This window comes from Streptomyces sp. NPDC051051 (assembly GCF_040682975.1).
Classification (GTDB): domain Bacteria; phylum Actinomycetota; class Actinomycetes; order Streptomycetales; family Streptomycetaceae; genus Streptomyces.
The window spans coordinates 34927-53523 of record NZ_JBFBCB010000009.1; the positions used below are offsets into that span (position 1 = coordinate 34927).

The 18597-nt window shown below is 71.2% G+C and carries 17 protein-coding genes; 1 reads left to right on the forward strand and 16 read right to left on the reverse strand.

What is annotated here, in order from left to right:
• Nucleotides 1-55 precede the first annotated feature (55 nt).
• From AB0N31_RS09485 to AB0N31_RS09560, 16 genes are all read right to left on the reverse strand, one after another.
• Nucleotides 56-1162: an aminopeptidase P family protein gene (locus tag AB0N31_RS09485; RefSeq protein WP_366057817.1), complete on the reverse strand. Its 1107-nt coding sequence runs from the start codon at nucleotides 1160-1162 to the stop codon at nucleotides 56-58.
• Nucleotides 1163-1278: 116 nt separating this feature from the next.
• Nucleotides 1279-2217, reverse strand: coding sequence for a Pro-rich N-terminal domain-containing protein (locus AB0N31_RS09490; protein ID WP_366057818.1), 939 nt, complete (start codon nucleotides 2215-2217; stop codon nucleotides 1279-1281).
• A gap of 166 nt (nucleotides 2218-2383) precedes the next feature.
• A complete protein-coding gene (gene aroB, locus AB0N31_RS09495; protein WP_366057819.1) occupies nucleotides 2384-3475 on the reverse strand; it encodes a 3-dehydroquinate synthase in 1092 nt (363 codons plus the stop codon).
• The gene (locus tag AB0N31_RS09500) at nucleotides 3472-3987 is read right to left on the reverse strand and encodes a shikimate kinase (protein ID WP_366057821.1); all 516 of its coding nucleotides are present in this window, start codon (nucleotides 3985-3987) and stop codon (nucleotides 3472-3474) included. Before AB0N31_RS09500 ends, aroB begins: the two co-directional genes overlap by 4 nt.
• Nucleotides 3984-5168, reverse strand: coding sequence for a chorismate synthase (aroC, locus tag AB0N31_RS09505; protein ID WP_366057822.1), 1185 nt, complete (start codon nucleotides 5166-5168; stop codon nucleotides 3984-3986). The genes AB0N31_RS09500 and aroC overlap by 4 nt, the downstream gene beginning before the upstream one ends.
• A gap of 203 nt (nucleotides 5169-5371) precedes the next feature.
• Complete coding sequence (locus tag AB0N31_RS09510; RefSeq protein ID WP_366057823.1) at nucleotides 5372-6226, reverse strand: shikimate dehydrogenase; 855 nt, start codon at nucleotides 6224-6226, stop codon at nucleotides 5372-5374.
• A gap of 4 nt (nucleotides 6227-6230) precedes the next feature.
• On the reverse strand, nucleotides 6231-7931 hold the full coding sequence (mltG, locus tag AB0N31_RS09515) for an endolytic transglycosylase MltG (RefSeq protein WP_366057824.1): 1701 nt from the start codon (nucleotides 7929-7931) through the stop codon (nucleotides 6231-6233).
• A 122-nt stretch (nucleotides 7932-8053) separates the two neighbouring features.
• On the reverse strand, nucleotides 8054-8518 hold the full coding sequence (gene ruvX / locus AB0N31_RS09520) for a Holliday junction resolvase RuvX (RefSeq protein ID WP_366057825.1): 465 nt from the start codon (nucleotides 8516-8518) through the stop codon (nucleotides 8054-8056).
• An 8-nt stretch (nucleotides 8519-8526) separates the two neighbouring features.
• On the reverse strand, nucleotides 8527-11199 hold the full coding sequence (gene alaS / locus AB0N31_RS09525; protein WP_366057826.1) for an alanine--tRNA ligase: 2673 nt from the start codon (nucleotides 11197-11199) through the stop codon (nucleotides 8527-8529).
• Complete coding sequence (locus AB0N31_RS09530; protein ID WP_366057827.1) at nucleotides 11199-11546, reverse strand: hypothetical protein; 348 nt, start codon at nucleotides 11544-11546, stop codon at nucleotides 11199-11201. The genes alaS and AB0N31_RS09530 overlap by 1 nt, the downstream gene beginning before the upstream one ends.
• A gap of 10 nt (nucleotides 11547-11556) precedes the next feature.
• Nucleotides 11557-11991, reverse strand: a complete 435-nt coding sequence (locus AB0N31_RS09535) for a DUF948 domain-containing protein (protein WP_366057828.1) — start codon at nucleotides 11989-11991, stop codon at nucleotides 11557-11559.
• Nucleotides 11992-12202: 211 nt separating this feature from the next.
• Nucleotides 12203-12817, reverse strand: coding sequence for a 30S ribosomal protein S4 (rpsD, locus tag AB0N31_RS09540; RefSeq protein WP_366057829.1), 615 nt, complete (start codon nucleotides 12815-12817; stop codon nucleotides 12203-12205).
• A 301-nt stretch (nucleotides 12818-13118) separates the two neighbouring features.
• Nucleotides 13119-14474, reverse strand: a complete 1356-nt coding sequence (locus AB0N31_RS09545; protein WP_366057830.1) for a replication-associated recombination protein A — start codon at nucleotides 14472-14474, stop codon at nucleotides 13119-13121.
• A gap of 97 nt (nucleotides 14475-14571) precedes the next feature.
• Nucleotides 14572-15231, reverse strand: a complete 660-nt coding sequence (locus AB0N31_RS09550) for a vitamin K epoxide reductase family protein (protein ID WP_366057831.1) — start codon at nucleotides 15229-15231, stop codon at nucleotides 14572-14574.
• Nucleotides 15232-15486: 255 nt separating this feature from the next.
• Nucleotides 15487-16749: a histidine--tRNA ligase gene (hisS, locus tag AB0N31_RS09555; RefSeq protein WP_366057832.1), complete on the reverse strand. Its 1263-nt coding sequence runs from the start codon at nucleotides 16747-16749 to the stop codon at nucleotides 15487-15489.
• A 13-nt stretch (nucleotides 16750-16762) separates the two neighbouring features.
• The gene (locus tag AB0N31_RS09560) at nucleotides 16763-17470 is read right to left on the reverse strand and encodes an MBL fold metallo-hydrolase (protein WP_366057833.1); all 708 of its coding nucleotides are present in this window, start codon (nucleotides 17468-17470) and stop codon (nucleotides 16763-16765) included.
• Nucleotides 17471-17649: 179 nt separating this feature from the next.
• On the opposite strand from AB0N31_RS09560, the gene AB0N31_RS09565 reads away from it, so the two are divergent.
• Nucleotides 17650-18465 (forward strand): peptidylprolyl isomerase, encoded by an 816-nt coding sequence (locus AB0N31_RS09565; protein ID WP_366057834.1) that lies wholly within the window; start codon nucleotides 17650-17652, stop codon nucleotides 18463-18465.
• The last annotated feature ends 132 nt before the right edge of the window (nucleotides 18466-18597 follow it).

Consider the following 18597-nt stretch of genomic DNA (forward strand, 5'->3'; position numbering starts at 1 on the left):
TGCGGAATCTCCTGGACTGACGTGGACGACCCCGGGGGCACGCACCTGCCTGTAGCTATAGTGCGAGCAGCTCCTTGGTCGTGATGGTGAGTAGCTCGGGTCCGCCGTCCGCCTCGGGGCGTACGACGAGCGTGTCATCGATCCGGACACCGCCCCGGCCCGGGAGGTGGACCCCCGGTTCGACGGTGACCGGCACGCAAGCGTCCAGTTTACCCATGGCCGCGGGGGCCAGCTGCGGGTCCTCCTCGATTTCGAGTCCCACACCGTGCCCGGTGAGTGCCGTGAGGCCCTCGGCGTACCCCGCGGAGTCCAGCACCTGCCGTGCCGCGCGGTCCACGTCGCGGTACGCGGCACCGGGCATCAGGCTTTCGCGTCCGGCCCGCTGAGCGGCGAAGACGAGATCGTAGAGCTCGATCTGCCACTCCGCGGGCGAGGTGCCGATGACGAACGTACGGCCGATCTCGCAGCGGTAGCCGCGGTACGTCGCCCCGAGGCAGACGGACAGGAAATCGCCCTCCTCCACACGTCGGTCGGTGGGCCGGTGCCCACGCCGCCCCGAGTTCGGGCCGGTGCCCACGGACGGGGTGAAGGCGGGGCCGTCGGCACCGTGGTCGACGAGGCGGCGCTCCAGCTCCAGGGCGAGGTGGCGTTCGGTACGGCCGACGAGGATGGATTCCAGCAGTTCGCCGAGGGCCTGGTCGGCGATCTCGGCGCCGATGCGCAGGCAGGAGATCTCCTCCTCGTCCTTGACGACCCTCAGCTGCTCCACGGCACCGCCGAGGTCGGCGAGGCGCAGCCGGGGCGCGACCGACCGCAGGGCGCGGTGCCGGGCCACCGTGAGGTGGTGTTCCTCGACCGCCAGGGAATCGGCGCCGCGGTCCGTGAGGATGCCCGCGGCGGCCACCGCGGGATCGCCTCCGGAGCGGGACAGGACCTGGACCTTGAGGGCCTCGTCGGGCCTGCCCTCGTGGGGCCGGTCGTCGGGTGGGTCCGTGCACACGAGGAGTTCCTCGTCCGCACTCAGCAGCAGGACTGCGCCCTGGGGGGCCGCGCCCGCGAGGTATCTCACATTGGAGGGACGGGAGATCAGTGCGCTCGCGCTGCCGCCGGCACTGCACCGTTCCCTGAGCCGTTTGCGGCGAGCCGCGTACACCTCTGACATGTGTCGAGCGTAGGAGGCTTGTCCGGATTGTGCCGGTTGGGCTGCGCCGAGCGGGGTGGGCGGGAGGACAGGGCCCTCGTGCCGCGGCTACCGCGCGGCGGTGGTCACCGGCGTGATCACCAGCTCGGCGGGCTGGCTATCGCCCGCGCCAGCACGTCGTCCAGGACCCGTGCCGTCGTCGGGACGTCCAGCTGGGAGTTGTCGATGATCGGGAGTCCGGAGCCGTACCAGCCGGCCATGCGCCCGTGGATGCGGGCGACCTCCTCGTCCGCGAGGCGGCGGTTGCCGGAGCGCTCCGCGTTGCGTTCCAGGACGACTTCGAGGCCGGGGAGCAGGACGACCGGGAGCAGGCCGGGCCCCACGTGCCGCTTCCAGCCGCCGAGCCCGACGGCCGGGCGGTCGGGGAAGATCGCGTCGTCGAGGATGCACGAGATGCCGTTGGCCAGGAAGTTGCGCGCGGCGAAGCCACAGGTGCGGCGGGCGAGGCGGTACTGCGCCTCGGAGTGGTCGTTCCAGCCCGACTGGGGGTCGGCGAAGCCGGAGCGGACCCATTCGCGGACGTCGTCGAGGCTGATGTGGGCGGTGGGCACCCGGCGGTGGTCGGCCCAGAACTTGGCGACGCTGGTCTTCCCGGCGCCGGCCGGCCCGATGAGCAGCACCGCGAGCGTCGTGGCCGCCGGGTCGGGCGCCGCCGGGGCCGGCGGCGCGCTCGGCACGCCGACGGGACCGCCGGGAGGCAGCGGCACATGCCCGGTGACGTCGCCGCCCGGCGGAGCGTGCCGCGGAGGCGGAGCGTGCCGCGGAGGCGGAGCGTGCCGCGGAGGCGGAGCGTGCTGCGGAGCCGGGGGGTGCGCGGCGGGCGGGGCCGGGGGCGCGGGCCGGAGCGGGCCCGGCGGCGGGGCGGTGAAGCCCGGGGGCGGCGGGGGCACGGGCCGTCCGGGGGTGCCGGCGGGCTGGTGCGGACCCGGGTGTTGCGCGGCCGGCGACCAGCCGACGGCCGGTCCGTGCCCCGGCTGATGGGGCGGCGGCAGCGGAGAACCCACTGCGTGCTGCATCCGGTGCCACTCCGTCTCGTACAGGCGATTGACGCTGGCAGCGAGGGTGCGGACCCTCACTTCCCCCCGAACGGTACCGCCCCCGGCCGTCCTTTGGTGAACGGCCGGGGACGGTGCGAAGTGCCGGGTGCGCCAAGCGAATCGGACGGATGGGGACCCTGCGGACTTACTCGGCCACCTCGCCGTACGCGGCGAGCAGCACGGCCGGGTCGGGGCTCTCGAGGACGGTGGGCTTGGCCAGTCCGTCGAGGACGATGAAGCGCAGGAGGTCGCCGCGGGACTTCTTGTCGACCTTCATGTTCTCCAGCAGCTTGGGCCACTGGTCGTGTCGGTAGTGCAGCGGCAGCCCCACCGACTCCAGCACGGTGCGGTGGCGGTCGGCCGTGGCGTCGTCCAGCCGGCCGGCCAGGCGGCCCAGCTCGGCGGCGAAGTGCAGGCCGACCGAGACGGCCGCGCCGTGCCGCCACTTGTAGCGCTCGTTCTTCTCGATGGCGTGGGCGAGCGTGTGGCCGTAGTTGAGGATCTCCCGCAGGCCCGACTCCTTGAGGTCGGAGGAGACGACGTCCGCCTTGACCCGGATGGAGCGCTCGATCAGCTCGGCGGTGTGCGGGCCGGCCGGGGTGCGGGCGGCCTCGGGGTCGGCCTCGATGAGGTCGAGGATGACCGGGTCGGCGATGAAGCCGGCCTTGATGACCTCGGCGAGTCCGGAGACGTAGTCGTGGGTCGGCAGGGAGTCCAGCGCGGCCAGGTCGCAGAGCACGCCGGCCGGCGGGTGGAAGGCGCCGACGAGGTTCTTGCCCTCGGCGGTGTTGATGCCGGTCTTGCCGCCGACGGCCGCGTCCACCATGGCGAGCACGGTGGTCGGGATGGCGATCCAGCGCACCCCGCGCAGCCAGGTGGCGGCCACGAACCCGGCGAGGTCGGTGGTCGCGCCGCCGCCGACGCCCACCACGACGTCGGTGCGGGTGAACCCGGACTGGCCGAGCGCCTTCCAGCAGTAGGCCGCGACCTCGGCGGTCTTGGCCTCCTCCGCGTTGGGGACCTGGATGGCGACCGCCTCGAAGCCCTGTCCGGCCAGGTCGGCGCGGAGCGCCTCCCCGGTCTCGGCGAGCGCCTCGGGGTGGATCACCGCGACCCGCTTCGCGCGGTCGCCGATCAGCCCGCCCAGCTCGCCGAGGAGCCGGTGCCCGACCAGCACCTCGTACGGCTCGGAGCCGGCGCTGCCGCCGACCCGGATCCGCGTCACTGCCTCACTCATGCTTCCTTCAACTCCAACGCGTCCAGGACTGCCTGGGTGACCTCTTCGGGCGTGCGGCCGTCCGTCGACACGACCGCGGTGGCGACTTCCTCGTAGAGGTGCCGACGGGCCTCCATCAGCTCGCGCCACTGCTTGCGCGGGTTGACGGCGAGCAGCGGGCGGGCCGTGTTGAGGCCGGTCCGCCTCACAGCCTCCTCGACGTCCATCGACAGGTAGACCACCCGCTGTCCGGCCAGCCGGCCGCGCGTCTCCTCGTCGAGGACCGAGCCTCCGCCGAGCGCCAGGACGCCGTCGTGCTCGGCGAGCGCGCGCAGCACGGCCGCCTTCTCGAGGGCGCGGAAGGCGGGCTCGCCCTCCTCGACGAAGATGTCGGCGATGGCGCGGCCCTGTCCGGCGACGATGTCCTCGTCGGTGTCCCGGTAGGCGGCTCCGAGCCGCTCGGCCAGGTGCTGACCGACGGTGGACTTGCCGACGCCCATCGGCCCGACCAGGACGACCAGCGGCCCGCTCATCGGACGGGGAGGTGGTCGAGGTACGACCGCACGTTGCGGCGGGTCTCGGCGACACTGTCGCCGCCGAACTTCTCCGCGACGGCGTCCGCGAGGACGAGCGCGACCATGGCCTCGGCGACGATGCCGGCCGCCGGCACGGCGCAGACGTCGGAGCGCTGGTGATGGGCCTGCGTCGCCTCGCCGGTGGCCACGTCCACGGTGCGCAGCGCGCGCGGCACGGTGGCGATCGGCTTCATGGCCGCGCGGACGCGCAGCAGTTCGCCGGTGGACAGACCGCCCTCGGTGCCGCCGGCGCGGCCGGAGGCCCGCCGCAGGCCCTCGGGGGTGCCGACGATCTCGTCGTGCGCCTGCGAGCCGGGCACGCGCGCGAGGTCGAAGCCGTCGCCGACCTCGACGCCCTTGATCGCCTGGATGCCCATGAGGGCACCGGCCAGCCGGGCGTCCAGCTTGCGGTCCCAGTGCACGTGCGAGCCCAGGCCCACCGGCACGTCGTAGGCCAGCACCTCGACGACCCCGCCGAGGGTGTCGCCGTCCTTGTGGGCCTGGTCGATCTCGGCGACCATCGCCTTCGACGCGTCCGCGTCCAGGCAGCGCACCGGGTCGGCGTCCAGCTTCTCGACGTCGGCGGGGGTCGGGTACACGCCGTACGGCGCCTTGGCGGCGGCGATCTCCACGACGTGGGAGACGATCTCGATGCCGGCCGTCTCCTTGAGGTACGACCGGGCGACGGCGCCCAGGGCGACGCGGGCGGCCGTCTCGCGCGCGGAGGCGCGCTCCAGGATCGGCCGGGCCTCGTCGAAGCCGTACTTCTGCATGCCGGCCAGGTCGGCGTGGCCGGGGCGGGGGCGGGTCAGCGGCGCGTTGCGGGCGAGCCCGGCGAGCACCTCGGGGTCGACCGGGTCGGCCGCCATGACCTGGTCCCACTTCGGCCACTCGGTGTTGCCCACCATGACCGCGACCGGGGAACCGAGGGTGAGGCCGTGGCGGACACCGCCGAGGAAGGTCACCTCGTCCCGCTCGAACTTCATCCGCGCACCGCGCCCATAGCCGAGCCGGCGCCTCGCCAGATGGTCCGCCACCATGTCCGTGGTGATCGGCACGCCGGCGGGAAGGCCCTCCAGCGTCGCCACGAGTGCGGGACCGTGGGACTCCCCCGCGGTCAGCCAGCGCAACCTGCTCAACGGTGCTCCTCAGTCTCGCGCCTGGTACTGCCCTGCGTACGCGCGTCCTCGCGTACGGCAACGGCGCGACCGGGTGCGCGACCCTGGTCCGCCACCTCCGATCCTCCCACGTCCACCACCCGGAACCGGCCGCCGGTCCATCTGGCGGACGTCGGGTGCCGGCGGGCGGGCCCCGCGAGCCGGACCCGTGGCGGAGATCCCCGCTACGGGCGGGAGGCGAGCGCGTGCTCTCCGGCCTTCCGCATCGCGTCCACGGGGGCCGGGGAGCGCCCGGTCATCCGCTCCACCTGGAGCGCCGCCTGGTGCACCAGCAGATCGAGGCCGCCGACGACGGCGCCGCCGAACATCGACCAGCGGGCGGCCAGTTCGGTCGGCCAGGGGTGGTAGAGCACGTCGAAGAGGGTGGCGGGCCGCTCCGGCACGGCGGTGGCGAGCGCGTCGGTGGTGCCCGCGGGCGTGGTGGCGATCACCAGAGGGGCACGCAGCGCCTCGGCCGCGTCGGCCCAGTCGGCCGTGCGGACGTCGACGTCGAGGCGCTCGCCCCACTGCCGCATCTCGGCGGCGCGGTCCGCGCTGCGCACGTAGACCACGACCTCGCCGGCGCAGACCCGGGACATCGCGGCCAGCGCGGAGGAGGCGGTGGCGCCGGCGCCGAGGATCGCGGCCGAGTCGACCTGCTCGACGCCGTGCTCGCGCAGGGCGGCGACCATGCCGGGGATGTCGGTGTTGTCGCCGACGCGGCGGCCGTCCTCGGTGAACACCAGGGTGTTGACCGCCTCGACGGCGGCCGCCGTCTCGCTGACCTCGTCCAGCAGGGGGACGACCGCGCGCTTGAGCGGCATGGTCAGCGACAGTCCCGCCCACTCGGCCCCGAGCCCCTCGACGAAGGAGGGCAGGGCCGCCTCGTCCACGTCGAAGAGGTCGTACGTCCACTGCGTCAGGTCCATCGCCCGGTACGCGGCACGGTGCAGCACCGGGGAGAGGGAGTGGGCGACGGGGCTGCCGAGCACGGCGGCGCGGTGCCGGTGGACGTGGCCGGGGCGGGGGTTGTCGGTCATGTTCTCAGTTACCGGCGCTCTCGTTGAACTTGTCCTTGAGTCGTTCGAATTCCGCGTAGGTCTTGGCGAACTCGGTCTTGTTCTCGCCGTCGGTCGCCACGAAGTAGATCCAGCCGTCGCTCGTCGGGGTCAGCGCCGCCGTCAGTGCCTCGGCCCCGGGGTTCCCGATCGGTCCCGGCGGAAGGCCCTTCTGGGTGTACGTGTTGTACGGGTCCTGGTTTCTGTTGATCTCGGACTCGCTGATGTGGATGTTGCTCTCGTTCTTCAGGTAGTTGAAGGTCGAGTCGAACTGGAGCAGCTGGTTGGTCTCGGTGTTCGTCGGCTTGAGACGGTTGTAGACCACCTCCGCCATCTTGCGGAAGTCGTCGTGCGTCTTGCCCTCCGCCTGGACCAGGCTGGCGACCGTGATGACCTGGAGCGGGTTCTCCAGTTTCAGCGCCTTGGCCTTGGTCTCGAGGTCGTACTTGCCGTAGGCCTCGTCGGCCCGGGCGACCATCTGCTTGAGGACCGTCTCGGGCTTCATGCCCTTGGCCGCGGGATAGGTGCCGGGGTAGAGGAAGCCCTCCAGCGGGTCCTTGACGTCGCCGTCGGTGTTCGCCCAGTCGGGCAGGCCGAGGTTCTTGAAGTTCTTCTCCGCGACGTCCCTGGTGGTGCCGGCGGCGAGGCCGAGCTTGGTGTCGATCGCCTTGTAGACGGCGATGTTCCGCCGGCCGGGCGGGACCATCACGTTGGCCTGGCTCTTGGGGTCGAGCATCATCTCCACGGCGCTCTTGGCGGACATCTCCTTCCTGAGGATGTACGCGCCCGCCTGGATCTGGTCCCCGTCGTTGGTGGTGAAGGCGGACACGAAGGCGTCGACGCTCTTCACCACACCGGCCTCCTTCAGCTTGCGGCCGATGTCGACGCCGCGGGCGCCTTTCGGGACCTCGATGCTGACGGTCTGGCTGGTGCCGTCGCCCGCGAAGTCCGGCGCCGCGCTGTGACGATTCTGGTAGAACTTGTAGCCGAAGTAGGTGACGCCGCCGAGGCCGCCGCCGAACACCAGCAGGACGACCAGGCAGGCACAACCATTGCGGCTCTTCTTGCTCTTGGCGCCCTTGGACCCTTTGCCGCCGCGGCCGCGCCGGTCGCCGCGCGTCTCCGGCTCGTCGTCGTCCTCGTCGTCCGCCCCGCCGCCCGCGAAGAAGGCGTGCTCGCCCTGGTCGGGACCGGGGTCCCAGTCGGGCCGCGACTGCTCCGCCTCCGGTTCCGGCTCGGCGCGCCTGCGCGCGGGCGGCTCCGGCGGCGGATAGGCGTCCGGCGTCCCGTAGAGGTCGGGCTGTTCGGCGCCGTAGGCCGCGGCCTGCTGGCCGTACGGGTCACCGGGGTCGGCCGCATACGGGACGTGCGCGTGGCTGCCGGTGCCGTCCCAGCCGCCCTCCTGGTAGGCCTGCTGGTCCTGGTGGGGGTACTGCTGGCCCTGAGCGGCGTACTGCTGCTGGTCGTAGGACTGCTGGTACTGCTGCTGCCCGTACTGCTGCGGCTGGCCGTTGCTCCAGTCCGCGTACTCCTGCTGCGGCTGCTGCGGGTACTGGTGCTGCGGCCGGTCGCCGTAGGCAGGCTGATGGCCGGTGTGGCCCTGCTGCCCTTCCCATCCGCCGTCCCCGTACAACGGGTCCTCCGGATGCCACGGTTCGGAGCCAGGGCCCCGGCCATACTCAGTCATCGATCCCCTAGAGCCGCGAGGCGGCGGTCGCGCGGCGTATGGGTCCGGCTACCGTCCCGCCTCTTTCTGTGCGGTCACTGTTCGAACACCACCGCATCGCGCGGAACGTTACCGTACCGCGATCAGATGACCACTTCGACGCCCTCGCCGGGTGCCGAGCCTGACACCCGTTCGGATTCCAGGGCCTGCTGGAGGATGATCACAGCGGCCGCCTGGTCGATGACGGAACGTCCCTTCTTGGACTTCACTCCCGAGGCGCGCAGTCCCTGACTGGCCGTCACCGTCGTCATCCGCTCGTCGACCAGCCGGACCGGGACCGGTGCGATGCCTTTGGCCAGCTCCTGGGCGAAGGCGCGCACCTTGACCGCGGCCGGGCCCTCGCCCCCCTTGAGGGAGCGAGGGAGGCCGACGACCACTTCGATCGGCTCGTACTCCTCGACGAGTTGCCGCAGCCGGCGGTGGGCCGCCGGGACGTCGCGGCCGGGGACCGTCTCCACCGGGGTGGCGAGGATCCCGTCGGGGTCGCACGAGGCGACCCCGATCCGGGCGTCCCCGACGTCGACGGCGAGACGACGGCCCTTGCGCATGGGACGACTCACTTGGCCGATTCCGCCACGAGCCGCTCGACGGCGTCGACGGCCTCGCCGACTGCGGCCGGGTTCTGGCCACCGCCCTGGGCGACGTCCGGCTTGCCGCCACCGCCGCCGCCGAGGGTCTTGGCCGCCGTACGGACCAGGTCGCCGGCCTTGAGGCCGCGCTCGCGGGCGGCCTCGTTGGTGGCGATGACCGTGAGCGGCTTGCCGTTGTTCACCGTGAACAGGGCGACGACGACGGCCCGTCCGCCCTGGATGCGGCCGCGCACGTCGAGGACCAGCTTGCGCAGGTCGTCCGGCGTGGTGCCGTCCGGGACCTGTCCGGTGACGACGGCGACGCCGCGGACGTCCTTGGCGGAGCCGGCGAGACCGGCGGCGGCCTGGAGGACCTTCTCCGCACGGAACTTCTCGATCTCCTTCTCGGCGTCCTTCAGCTTGCCGAGCATGGCGGAGACCTTCTCCGGGAGCTCCTCCGGGCGGCCCTTGATCAGTTCCTGGAGCTGGGCGACGACCGTGTGCTCACGGGCCAGGAAGTTATAGGCGTCGACGCCGACGAGGGCCTCGATACGGCGCACGCCCGAACCGATCGACGACTCGCCGAGCAGCTTCACCAGGCCGAGCTGGGCGGTGTTGTGCACGTGGGTGCCGCCGCACAGCTCCTTGGAGAAGTCGCCGATGGTCACGACGCGGACCCGCTCGCCGTACTTCTCGCCGAACTCGGCGATGGCGCCCTGCTTCTTGGCCTCGTCGAGGCTGAGGATCTCGGCGTGCACGTCCAGGTCGCGGGCGAGCACCTCGTTGATCTTCTGCTCGACGTCGGTCATCACGGCCGTCGGGACGGCGGCGGGAGAGCCGAAGTCGAAACGGAAGCGACCGGGCTGGTTCTCGGAACCGGCCTGGGCGGCCGTCGGGCCGAGGGCGTCGCGCAGGGCCTGGTGGGTGAGGTGCGTGGCCGAGTGGGCGCGGGCGATGGCCGTACGGCGGCGGCCGTCGATCGAGGCGTGGGCCTTGGCCCCGACGGTCACCTCGCCGAACTGGACGACGCCCTTGTGGACGTACACGCCCGGCACCGGCTTCTGGGTGTCGCGGATCTCGACGACGGCACCGGTGTCGATCCTGATGCGGCCGGTGTCACCGATCTGGCCGCCGCCCTCGGCGTAGAACGGGGTGCGGTCCAGGACGATCTCGACCTCGTCGCCCTCGGTGGCGGCCGGGGAGGAGACGCCGTCGACGAGGATGCCGACGACCGTGGTCTCGCCCTCGGTGTCGGTGTAGCCGATGAAGTCGGTCTCACCGGCCTTGTCGGCGATCTCGCGGTAGGCGCCGGCGCCGGCGTGGCCGGTCTTCTTGGCCTGGGCGTCGGCCTTGGCGCGCTCGCGCTGTTCCTTCATCAGGCGGCGGAAGCCGTCCTCGTCCACGGACAGCCCCTGCTCGGCGGCCATCTCCAGGGTGAGGTCGATCGGGAAGCCCCAGGTGTCGTGGAGCAGGAAGGCCTTGTCTCCGGACAGGACGCTGCCGCCGGCCTGCTTGGTCTCGGTGACGGCGGTGTCGAGGATGTTCGTGCCGCCCTTGAGGGCCTTGAGGAAGGCGTTCTCCTCGGCGACGGCGACCTTCTCGATGCGCTCGCGGTCGGTGACCAGCTCGGGGTACTGCTGGCCCATCATCGCGATGACGGTGTCGATGAGGTCCTTGACCACCGGGCCGGTGGCGCCGAGCAGGCGCATGTTGCGGATGGCGCGGCGCATGATGCGGCGCAGGACGTAGCCGCGGCCCTCGTTGCCGGGGGTCACACCGTCGCCGATCAGCATCACCGAGGTGCGCATGTGGTCGGTGACCACGCGCAGGGAGACGTCCGACTCGTGGGCGTCGCCGTAGGCCACACCGGTCAGCTCGGTGGCCTTCTTGATGACGGCCATGGAGGTGTCGATCTCGTACATGTTCTGCACGCCCTGCAGAATCATGGCGAGGCGCTCCATGCCGAGGCCCGTGTCGATGTTCTTGCTCGGCAGGTCGCCCAGGATCTCGAAGTTGTCCTTGCCGATGCCCTCGCCGCGCTCGTACTGCATGAAGACGAGGTTCCAGATCTCCACGTACCGCTCGTCGTTGACGGCGGGGCCGCCCTCGACACCGAACTCGGGGCCGCGGTCGTAGTTGATCTCGGAACAGGGGCCGCACGGGCCGGGGACGCCCATGGACCAGTAGTTGTCCTTCATGCCGAGGCGCTGGATGCGCTCCTTCGGCACCCCGACGACCTCGTGCCAGATGCGCTCGGCCTCGTCGTCGTCCTTGTAGACGGTGATCCAGAGCTTCTCCGGCTCCAGGCCGTACCCCCCCTTGTCCTGGGGCGTGGTGAGCAGCTCCCAGGCGTAGGAGATGGCGCCTTCCTTGAAGTAGTCGCCGAAGGAGAAGTTGCCGCACATCTGGAAGAACGTGCCGTGGCGGGTGGTCTTGCCGACCTCTTCGATGTCGGGCGTGCGCACGCACTTCTGCACGCTGGTGGCGCGCTGGAAGGGCGGCTTGACCTCACCCAGGAAGTAGGGCTTGAAGGGCACCATGCCGGCGGGGACCAGGAGCAGAGTCGGGTCGTCCGCGATGAGCGACGCCGAAGGGACGACGGTGTGCCCGCGCTCCTCGAAGAAGCTCAGCCAGCGGCGGCGGATCTCAGCCGACTCCATCAGTGGTCCTCATTCCGGTTGTACGGGTACGTCGTGTCGTCGACGTGCTTCGGCTTGCTGGGGTGGTTCTCGATGGCGGTGTACCGCCGGGGTGCGGGGAGTTCGGGGTCCGAGCGGAGCCCGAGCGCGTCCCCCAGTTCGGCCTCCCGCTGGGCCATGTTGTCGCGGACGTCGAGCGCGAAACCCACCGCGCGGTCCTTGAGGCGCGCTCCCGTCTCGAGGGCCTTGTTGGCCGCGGTCGCGGCGAGGCTCTCGGGGGTCAGCTGCCTCAGCTTGCGGTTGACCTTGGTGGTGGCCCACACGCCGGCGGCGACACCGGTGCTGAACCAGAACGTACGACGGAACATCGCTTGAGTCTCAGTCCTTCTTCCGCTTGCCCCACCGCTGGGCCGGGACGGTCCGGCCCACGATCACGGTGCGTCGGGGCGCTTTGGCGGGCCCGTCTTCCTTCCGTCCGCCGAGGGCCCGGCGGACGCCGTAACCGAAGGCGGCGACCTTCACCAGGGGGCCGCCGAAGGTGGAGGCGACCGTGGTGGAGAGCGCGGAGGCGTTGGAGGTGACCTCCTGGACGTCCGAGGCGATCGCGTCGACCCGGTCGATCTGGGTCTGTGCCGAGCGGACCGCCGTGGAGGCGTCCGCCAGCAGCGGTACGGCCTGATCGGTCACGTCCGCGACCAGCTTGGTGGTGGCTCTGAGCGTCTGGGCCAGTCTCGCCAGCGCTACCGCGAGGAAGGAGACCAGGATCGCCCAGAACACGGCCACCAGGATGCCGGCCACCTCTCCACCGGACACTGCGCACCCGCTCCCTGAAACGTGCCTCTGCATCGGAAAAGTCGTGCACCGAGCCTATCGCGCCGCCGGGACCGGTCCGAACCGGATTAACGGGCGGCGCGGGCCGCGTCGCGGCCACGGTCCCGGACATGCGCGGACCCGCCGCCCCGCCCGCCCGGAAGGGCGGGGGGACGACGGGTCCGGGCACAGAGGTCCTGCGGCCGCCGGAGGATCAGCGGGCGTAGTACTCGACGACCAGCTGCTCGTCGCAGATGACCGGGATCTCCTTGCGGTTCGGCTCACGGTCCAGGCGGAACGCCAGGGCGCGGAGGTTCACCTGGAGGTAGCGCGGGGTCTCGCCGTCGGGGGCGAAGCCGCCCTCACGGGCGACCGTGAAGAGGGTCTTCTCGCGGCTGCGCTCGCGGACCATCACGACGTCGTCGGGACGGACGCGGAACGAGGGCTTGTCGACCTTCTGGCCGTTGACCTCGATGTGGCCGTGGACGACCATCTGGCGGGCCTGGTAGATCGTGCGGGCGATGCCCGAACGCAGGACCAGCGCGTCGAGGCGGCGCTCGAGCTCGATGATCAGGGCCTCACCGGTCTTGCCCTGGACCTTGGAGGCACGCTCGTAGGCGCGGACGAGCTGGCGCTCGGACACGTCGTACTGCGCGCGCAGACGCTGCTTCTCGAGCAGACGGACCTTGTAGTCCGAGTTCTGCTTGCGGCCGCGGCCGTGCTCACCCGGCGGGTAGGGGCGGGCCTCGAAGTACTTGACGGCCTTCGGGGTCAGCGCGATGCCGAGGGCACGCGACTTCTTGACCTTGGGGCGGGACTGGTTCGCCACTGTCTCTCATTTCCTGGTTTCGGCTTGTCAGGGTTGAAGGAGGTCGCATCCGCAGCCGGGGAGACCCGCCGGGTCCACGGGGGACCTGCCGGGCAGCCGCTCCCCTGGTCTGGGCACATACGTGCAGCACGCGAGTGGCCCACCGACCCTGACCGGAACCCCGGCTGGTGATGGGCTGCCCGCGACACCGTTCGACGGTGCGCGACGCTCCTGGAGCCGGTCCGCGAAGGACCGGGGCTCCGGCTGACCGTCCCGTTCTGACAGCGCGGGACACAGCACTCCGAGCGAGTTTACAGGGTGCTCAGTCCCGCTTGCGACCGAGGTGCTTCCTGGTCCACTCCACGGCGTCCGAGTACCGCGCCTCCGCGCCGTGCCGGGTCGGCTCGTAGTACTGACGGTCCTTGATGGCGTCCGGGGCGTACTGCTGGGGGGCGATCCCCTCGGGCAGGTCGTGCGGGTACACGTACCCCTGCGCGTGCCCCAGCTTGGCGGCTCCCTTGTAGTGCCCGTCCCGCAGATGCGCCGGCACGGGCCCGGCCAGCCCCTTGCGCACGTCGTCCAGGGCGGCGCCTATCGCGGTCGTCGCGGAGTTCGACTTGGGGGCGAGGGCCAGGGCGATGGTGGCGTGGCTGAGGGTGAGGGCGGCCTCGGGGAAACCGATCATGGCGACGGCCTGGGCGGCGGCGACCGCGATCGGCAGGGCGCCGGGGTCGGCCAGGCCGATGTCCTCGCTGGCGGAGATCATCAGGCGGCGGGCGATGAAACGGGGGTCCTCGCCCGCCTCGATCATGCGGGCCAGGTAGTGCAGGGCCGCGTCGACGTCGGAGCCGCGGATCGACTTGATCAGGGCGCTGGCGACGTCGTAGTGCTGGTCGCCGTCGCGGTCGTACTTCACGGCTGCACGGTCGACCGTCTCCTCCAGGGTGGCGAGGGAGACCTGCGTCTCGCCCTTGTCCAGGGCGGCTCCGGCGGCGGCCTCCAGGGCGGTGAGGGCGCGGCGGGCGTCGCCGCCGGCGATGCGCAGGAGGTGGTCCTCGGTGTCCTCGGGGAGGTCCACGGCGCCCTTCAGTCCGCGTTCGTCGGCCACCGCGCGCCGCAGCAGGCCGCGCAGGTCGTCGTCGGTGAGCGGTTCGAGGGTGAGGAGGAGCGAGCGGGAGAGCAGGGGCGAGATGACCGAGAAGAACGGGTTCTCCGTGGTGGCCGCGATCAGGGTGACCCAGCGGTTCTCGACGGCGGGCAGGAGGGAGTCCTGCTGGGCCTTGCTGAAGCGGTGGATCTCGTCGAGGAAGAGGACGGTCTCCTTGCCGAAGCCTCCGGTGGCGCGGCGGGCGCCGTCGATGACGGCACGGACCTCCTTGACGCCGGCGGTGATCGCGGACAGTTCGACGAAGCGGGCGTCGGTGGCCTTGGAGACGACGTAGGCCAGGGTGGTCTTGCCGGTGCCCGGCGGGCCCCAGAGGATCACCGAGGAGGGACCGGCCGGGCCCCTGGCGCTCTCGCCGACCAGGCGGCGCAGGGGTGAGCCCGGCTTCAGCAGGTGCTGCTGGCCCACGACCTCGTCGAGGGTGCGCGGACGCATCCGGACCGCCAGGGGGCTCCCGGCGGGGTCCTTCTCCTGGCGTTCTTCGGCTGCGGCGGTGAACAGATCGGGCTCCACGCTGAAACCCTAATTCACCGCACCGACAATGCCGTCGGCCGCCGGGAGGCCCCGGTCGGCCGGATCCGCCCGGTGCGTGCGACCGGGTCCGGCCGGGTCAGCTGGTCCAGAAGTCCCACCAGCGGGTCAGGATCAGCATGCCGATGATGCCGACGTGCAGCACGGGCAGGACCCAGGTGAACTCGCCGAAGAAGCTCTTGAGCCAGCCGGGGGCGGGCAGGAAGCCGTTGCGGACGTTGAACGAGGTCACGTACCAGAACATGAAGATCGTGGCGACCCAGGCCAGGGAGCACCACAGGCACAGGGCGTTGATGCGGTACAGGGACTGGAACATCAGCCAGGCGCAGAAGACGACCCCGAAGAGCGTGCCGGCGTTGAAGGTGAGCCAGTACCAGCGCGGGAAGCGGGCGCCCGCGAGCAGGCTGATGCCGACGCAGACGACGATGCCGTAGGCGACGAGACCGAGCATCGGGTTGGGGAAGCCGAAGACCGAGGCCTGGTCGCTCTCCATGACGCTGCCGCAGGAGACGACGGGGTTGAGGCTGCACCCGGGGGTGAAGGTCTTGCCCTCGACCTTGGCCTCGAGGAGCTTGAACTTGTCGACCGTGATGACCCACGCGGCGAGCAGTCCGGCCGCGCCGGTGATCACCAGGAGCAGGGCGAACGCCCGGCTGCCGCCCACCGTCCCGGTCGCGGCCGGTTCGGCACGCCGCGGACCGGGCTCGGTGGAGACGTCGTTGACTGTCGTCTTGCTCATCACGCCGATTCCGTCACTTGAGACTTGGACCTTCTTCGGGCACGGCCATTGTGCCGCACGCGCGCGTGTGCGCACCGTTCGCTTCACATAAGGATGAAGGTGAGATCTGGTACGGGTGTTCGGTTCCGGACAGCCGTACCGGGGGCGGTTCGGACACCGCCGTACACCCGGTACGGGCACCGCGCCGGGCCTGACACCGGACACGACGAGGGCGCCGGACATCCGGGAAGATGTCCGGCGCCCCGCGCGTGCCCGTCAGCCGAGCCGCGACTCCAGCTCCGCCACGATCTCGTTGACGCCGACCGCCGTCTGCTCGCCGGACTCCATGTCCTTGAGCTGGACGACGCCCTCGGCGAGGTCGCGTTCGCCGGCGACGATCGTGTAGCGGGCGCCGCTGCGGTTGGCGTTCTTCATCGCGCCCTTGAGGCCCTTGGCGCCGTAGGAGAAGTCGGCGGCGACGCCGAGCTTGCGCAGTTCGGTGACCTTGCCGAAGAGGACGCGGCGCGCCTCCTCCCCGAGTGGCACCGCGAACACGCTGGTGGACGCGGGGAGTCGGAGTTCCACGCCTTCCGCCTCCAGCGCCAGGACGGTGCGGTCGACGCCCAGTGCCCAGCCGACGGACGGCAGCGCGGGGCCGCCGATCATCTCGGACAGGCCGTCGTAGCGCCCGCCGCCCCCCACCGCGGACTGCGAACCGAGGCCGTCGTGGACGAACTCGAAGGTGGTGCGGGTGTAGTAGTCCAGGCCGCGGACCAGCTTCGGGTCGTCCTCGAAGGCGACGCCGGCCGCCGTGACCAGCTCGCGGACCTCCTCGTGGTAGGCCTTGCAGGCGTCGCAGAGGTAGTCGCGCAGCAGCGGGGCCTCGGCCAGCTGCTTCTGGACGTCCCGGCGCTTGTCGTCGAGGACCCGCAGCGGGTTGATCTCGGCGCGGCGGAGCGTCTCCTCGTCGAGGTCCAGGCCGCGCAGGAAGGTCTGCAGCGCCTCCCGGTACACCGGACGGCACTCCTTGTCGCCCAGGCTGTTGAGCAGGATGCGGAAGTTCCTGAGCCCCAGGGAGCGGTACGCCTGGTCGGCCAGGATGATCAGCTCGGCGTCCAGCGCCGGGTCCTCGGCACCGATCGCCTCGGCGCCGACCTGGGAGAAGTGGCGGTAGCGGCCCTTCTGCGGGCGCTCGTAGCGGTAGTACGAGCCGGAGTACCAGAGCTTGACCGGGAGGTTGCCCGTCTTGTGGAGGTTGGCCTCGAGGGCGGCGCGCAGGACCGACGCCGTTCCCTCGGGGCGCAGCGCGAGCCGGTCGCCGCCCTTGGTCTCGAAGGCGTACATCTCCTTGGTCACGATGTCGGTGGACTCGCCGACACCGCGCGCGAACAGCTCGACGTTCTCGAAGCCGGGGGTCTCGATGTAGCCGTAGCCGGAGTTGCGCAGCGGGGCGGCGATCGCCTCGCGGACGGCCAGGTACGTGGCGCTGTCCGGCGGGATGAGGTCGTACGTGCCCTTGGGGGCCTGGAAGGTACTCACGGGAGGTCTCTCGTCACATTCCTCGTCGGGGAGCCTCGGAGGCTCCCTGGCCGGCGGCCACCTGCCGCAGATACGGGTTGGTGGCGCGTTCCTGGCCGATGGTCGTGTGCTCATTGTGACCGGGCAGCACCACGGTGGAGTCGTCGAGCGGAAGGACCACGCGGGCCAACGACTCGAGCATGTCGTCCATGGAGCCGCCGGGCAGGTCGGTGCGTCCGACGGAGCCGGCGAACAGCAGGTCGCCCGAGAAGAGGACGGACGGGACGTCCGCGCTCTCGGGCATCCGGAAGGTCACCGACCCCCTGGTATGGCCCGGCGCGTGCGCGACGGAGAACTCCAGACCCGCCAGCTCCAGCTTCGCCCCGTCCGTCAGCTCACGGACGTCGTCGGGCTCCCCCACGGTCAGCTCGCCCAGCAGCGGCAGGCCGATGGACCGGCCGAGCCCCTTCTCGGGGTCGCTCATCATGAACCGGTCCTCGGGGTGGATCCAGGCCGGGACGTCGTGCGCCCCGCAGACCGGGACGACCGAGGCCACGTGGTCGAGGTGGCCGTGGGTGAGGACGACGGCGACGGGCTTGAGCCGATGCTTCCTGATCGCTTCCTCGACTCCGGGGGCCGCCTGGTGGCCCGGGTCGATGATCACGCACTCCTCACCGGCGGCGGGGGCGACGAGGTAACAGTTCGTCGCCCAGGCCCCGGCGGGGAACCCGGCAATGAGCACGATCGTCCTTCGTTTGTGTCGATACGGGTGGCTTGGGAGCGGCTGCGCCTGCGGTCAGAGCCTACCGGCGCTGCCGATTCCTCAGCGAACCCATATACGGTACGGGGCACACGCAGGCGGTCGGCTCACTGGACGCACGCGTACCGGTGGACATACGAGACGCACGAGGAGAGAACCCGGTGGTCACCCAGGAACAGCGCAAGCGTCAGCTCGCCCGGGAGAAGTTCTTGCGGCAGCAGCAGCGCCGTACGGCCCTGCGCCGCAAGGCACGCGCTCGCAACGCGGTGATCGCGTCGGTCCTCGGCGTGGTTCTGGTGGGCAGTCTGGCGCTGTACACGACCGGCGTCCTCAAGGACGACGACAAGGCGAACGCGAGCTCCGAGGCGAGCCCGTCGGCCTCGCCGAGCGCCGTCAAGGACCCGTGCGAGAAGCCCGCCGAGGGCGCGGTCAAGACGCAGACGTGGAAGAAGGAGCCGGCGATCACGATCGACAAGTCGGCGAAGTACACGATGAAGCTGGCCACGACCTGCGGCGACATAGACGTCGCGCTGAAGACGTCGGCGGCCCCGCACACCGTGAACTCGTTCGCCTTCCTCGCCGGCAAGGGCTACTTCGACCACACCAAGTGCCACCGGCTCACCACCAACGGCATCTTCGTGCTCCAGTGCGGCGACCCGACGGGCAGCGGCAGCGGCGGGCCCGGTTACACCATCCCGGACGAGAACCTGAAGGACACGAGCCTCAAGGCGAACGTCTACCCGGCCGGCACGGTGGCGATGGCCAACACCGGTCAGGCCAACAGCGGCGGCAGCCAGTTCTTCCTCGTCTACGAGGACAGCCAGCTCCCGCCCAGCTACACGCCGTTCGGCACGGTCTCCGAGGCCGGCATGGCCGTACTCAAGAAGATCGCCGCCGCGGGCGAGAACACGGGCGCCGGTGACGGCGCCCCCAACGCGACCGTGGTGATCGACAAGGCGACGGTCACCAAGTCCTGATGCCGGGGCGGCCGACCGCCCGATTTCGGTCGCGCTGGATGCGGACAGGCGGCCCGCCGGTCGCCTATGTTGGCCGTGACGAAACTGTGGACGATGCCCGGGGCGCCGAAGCCCTTCGGAGGCATCATGTGG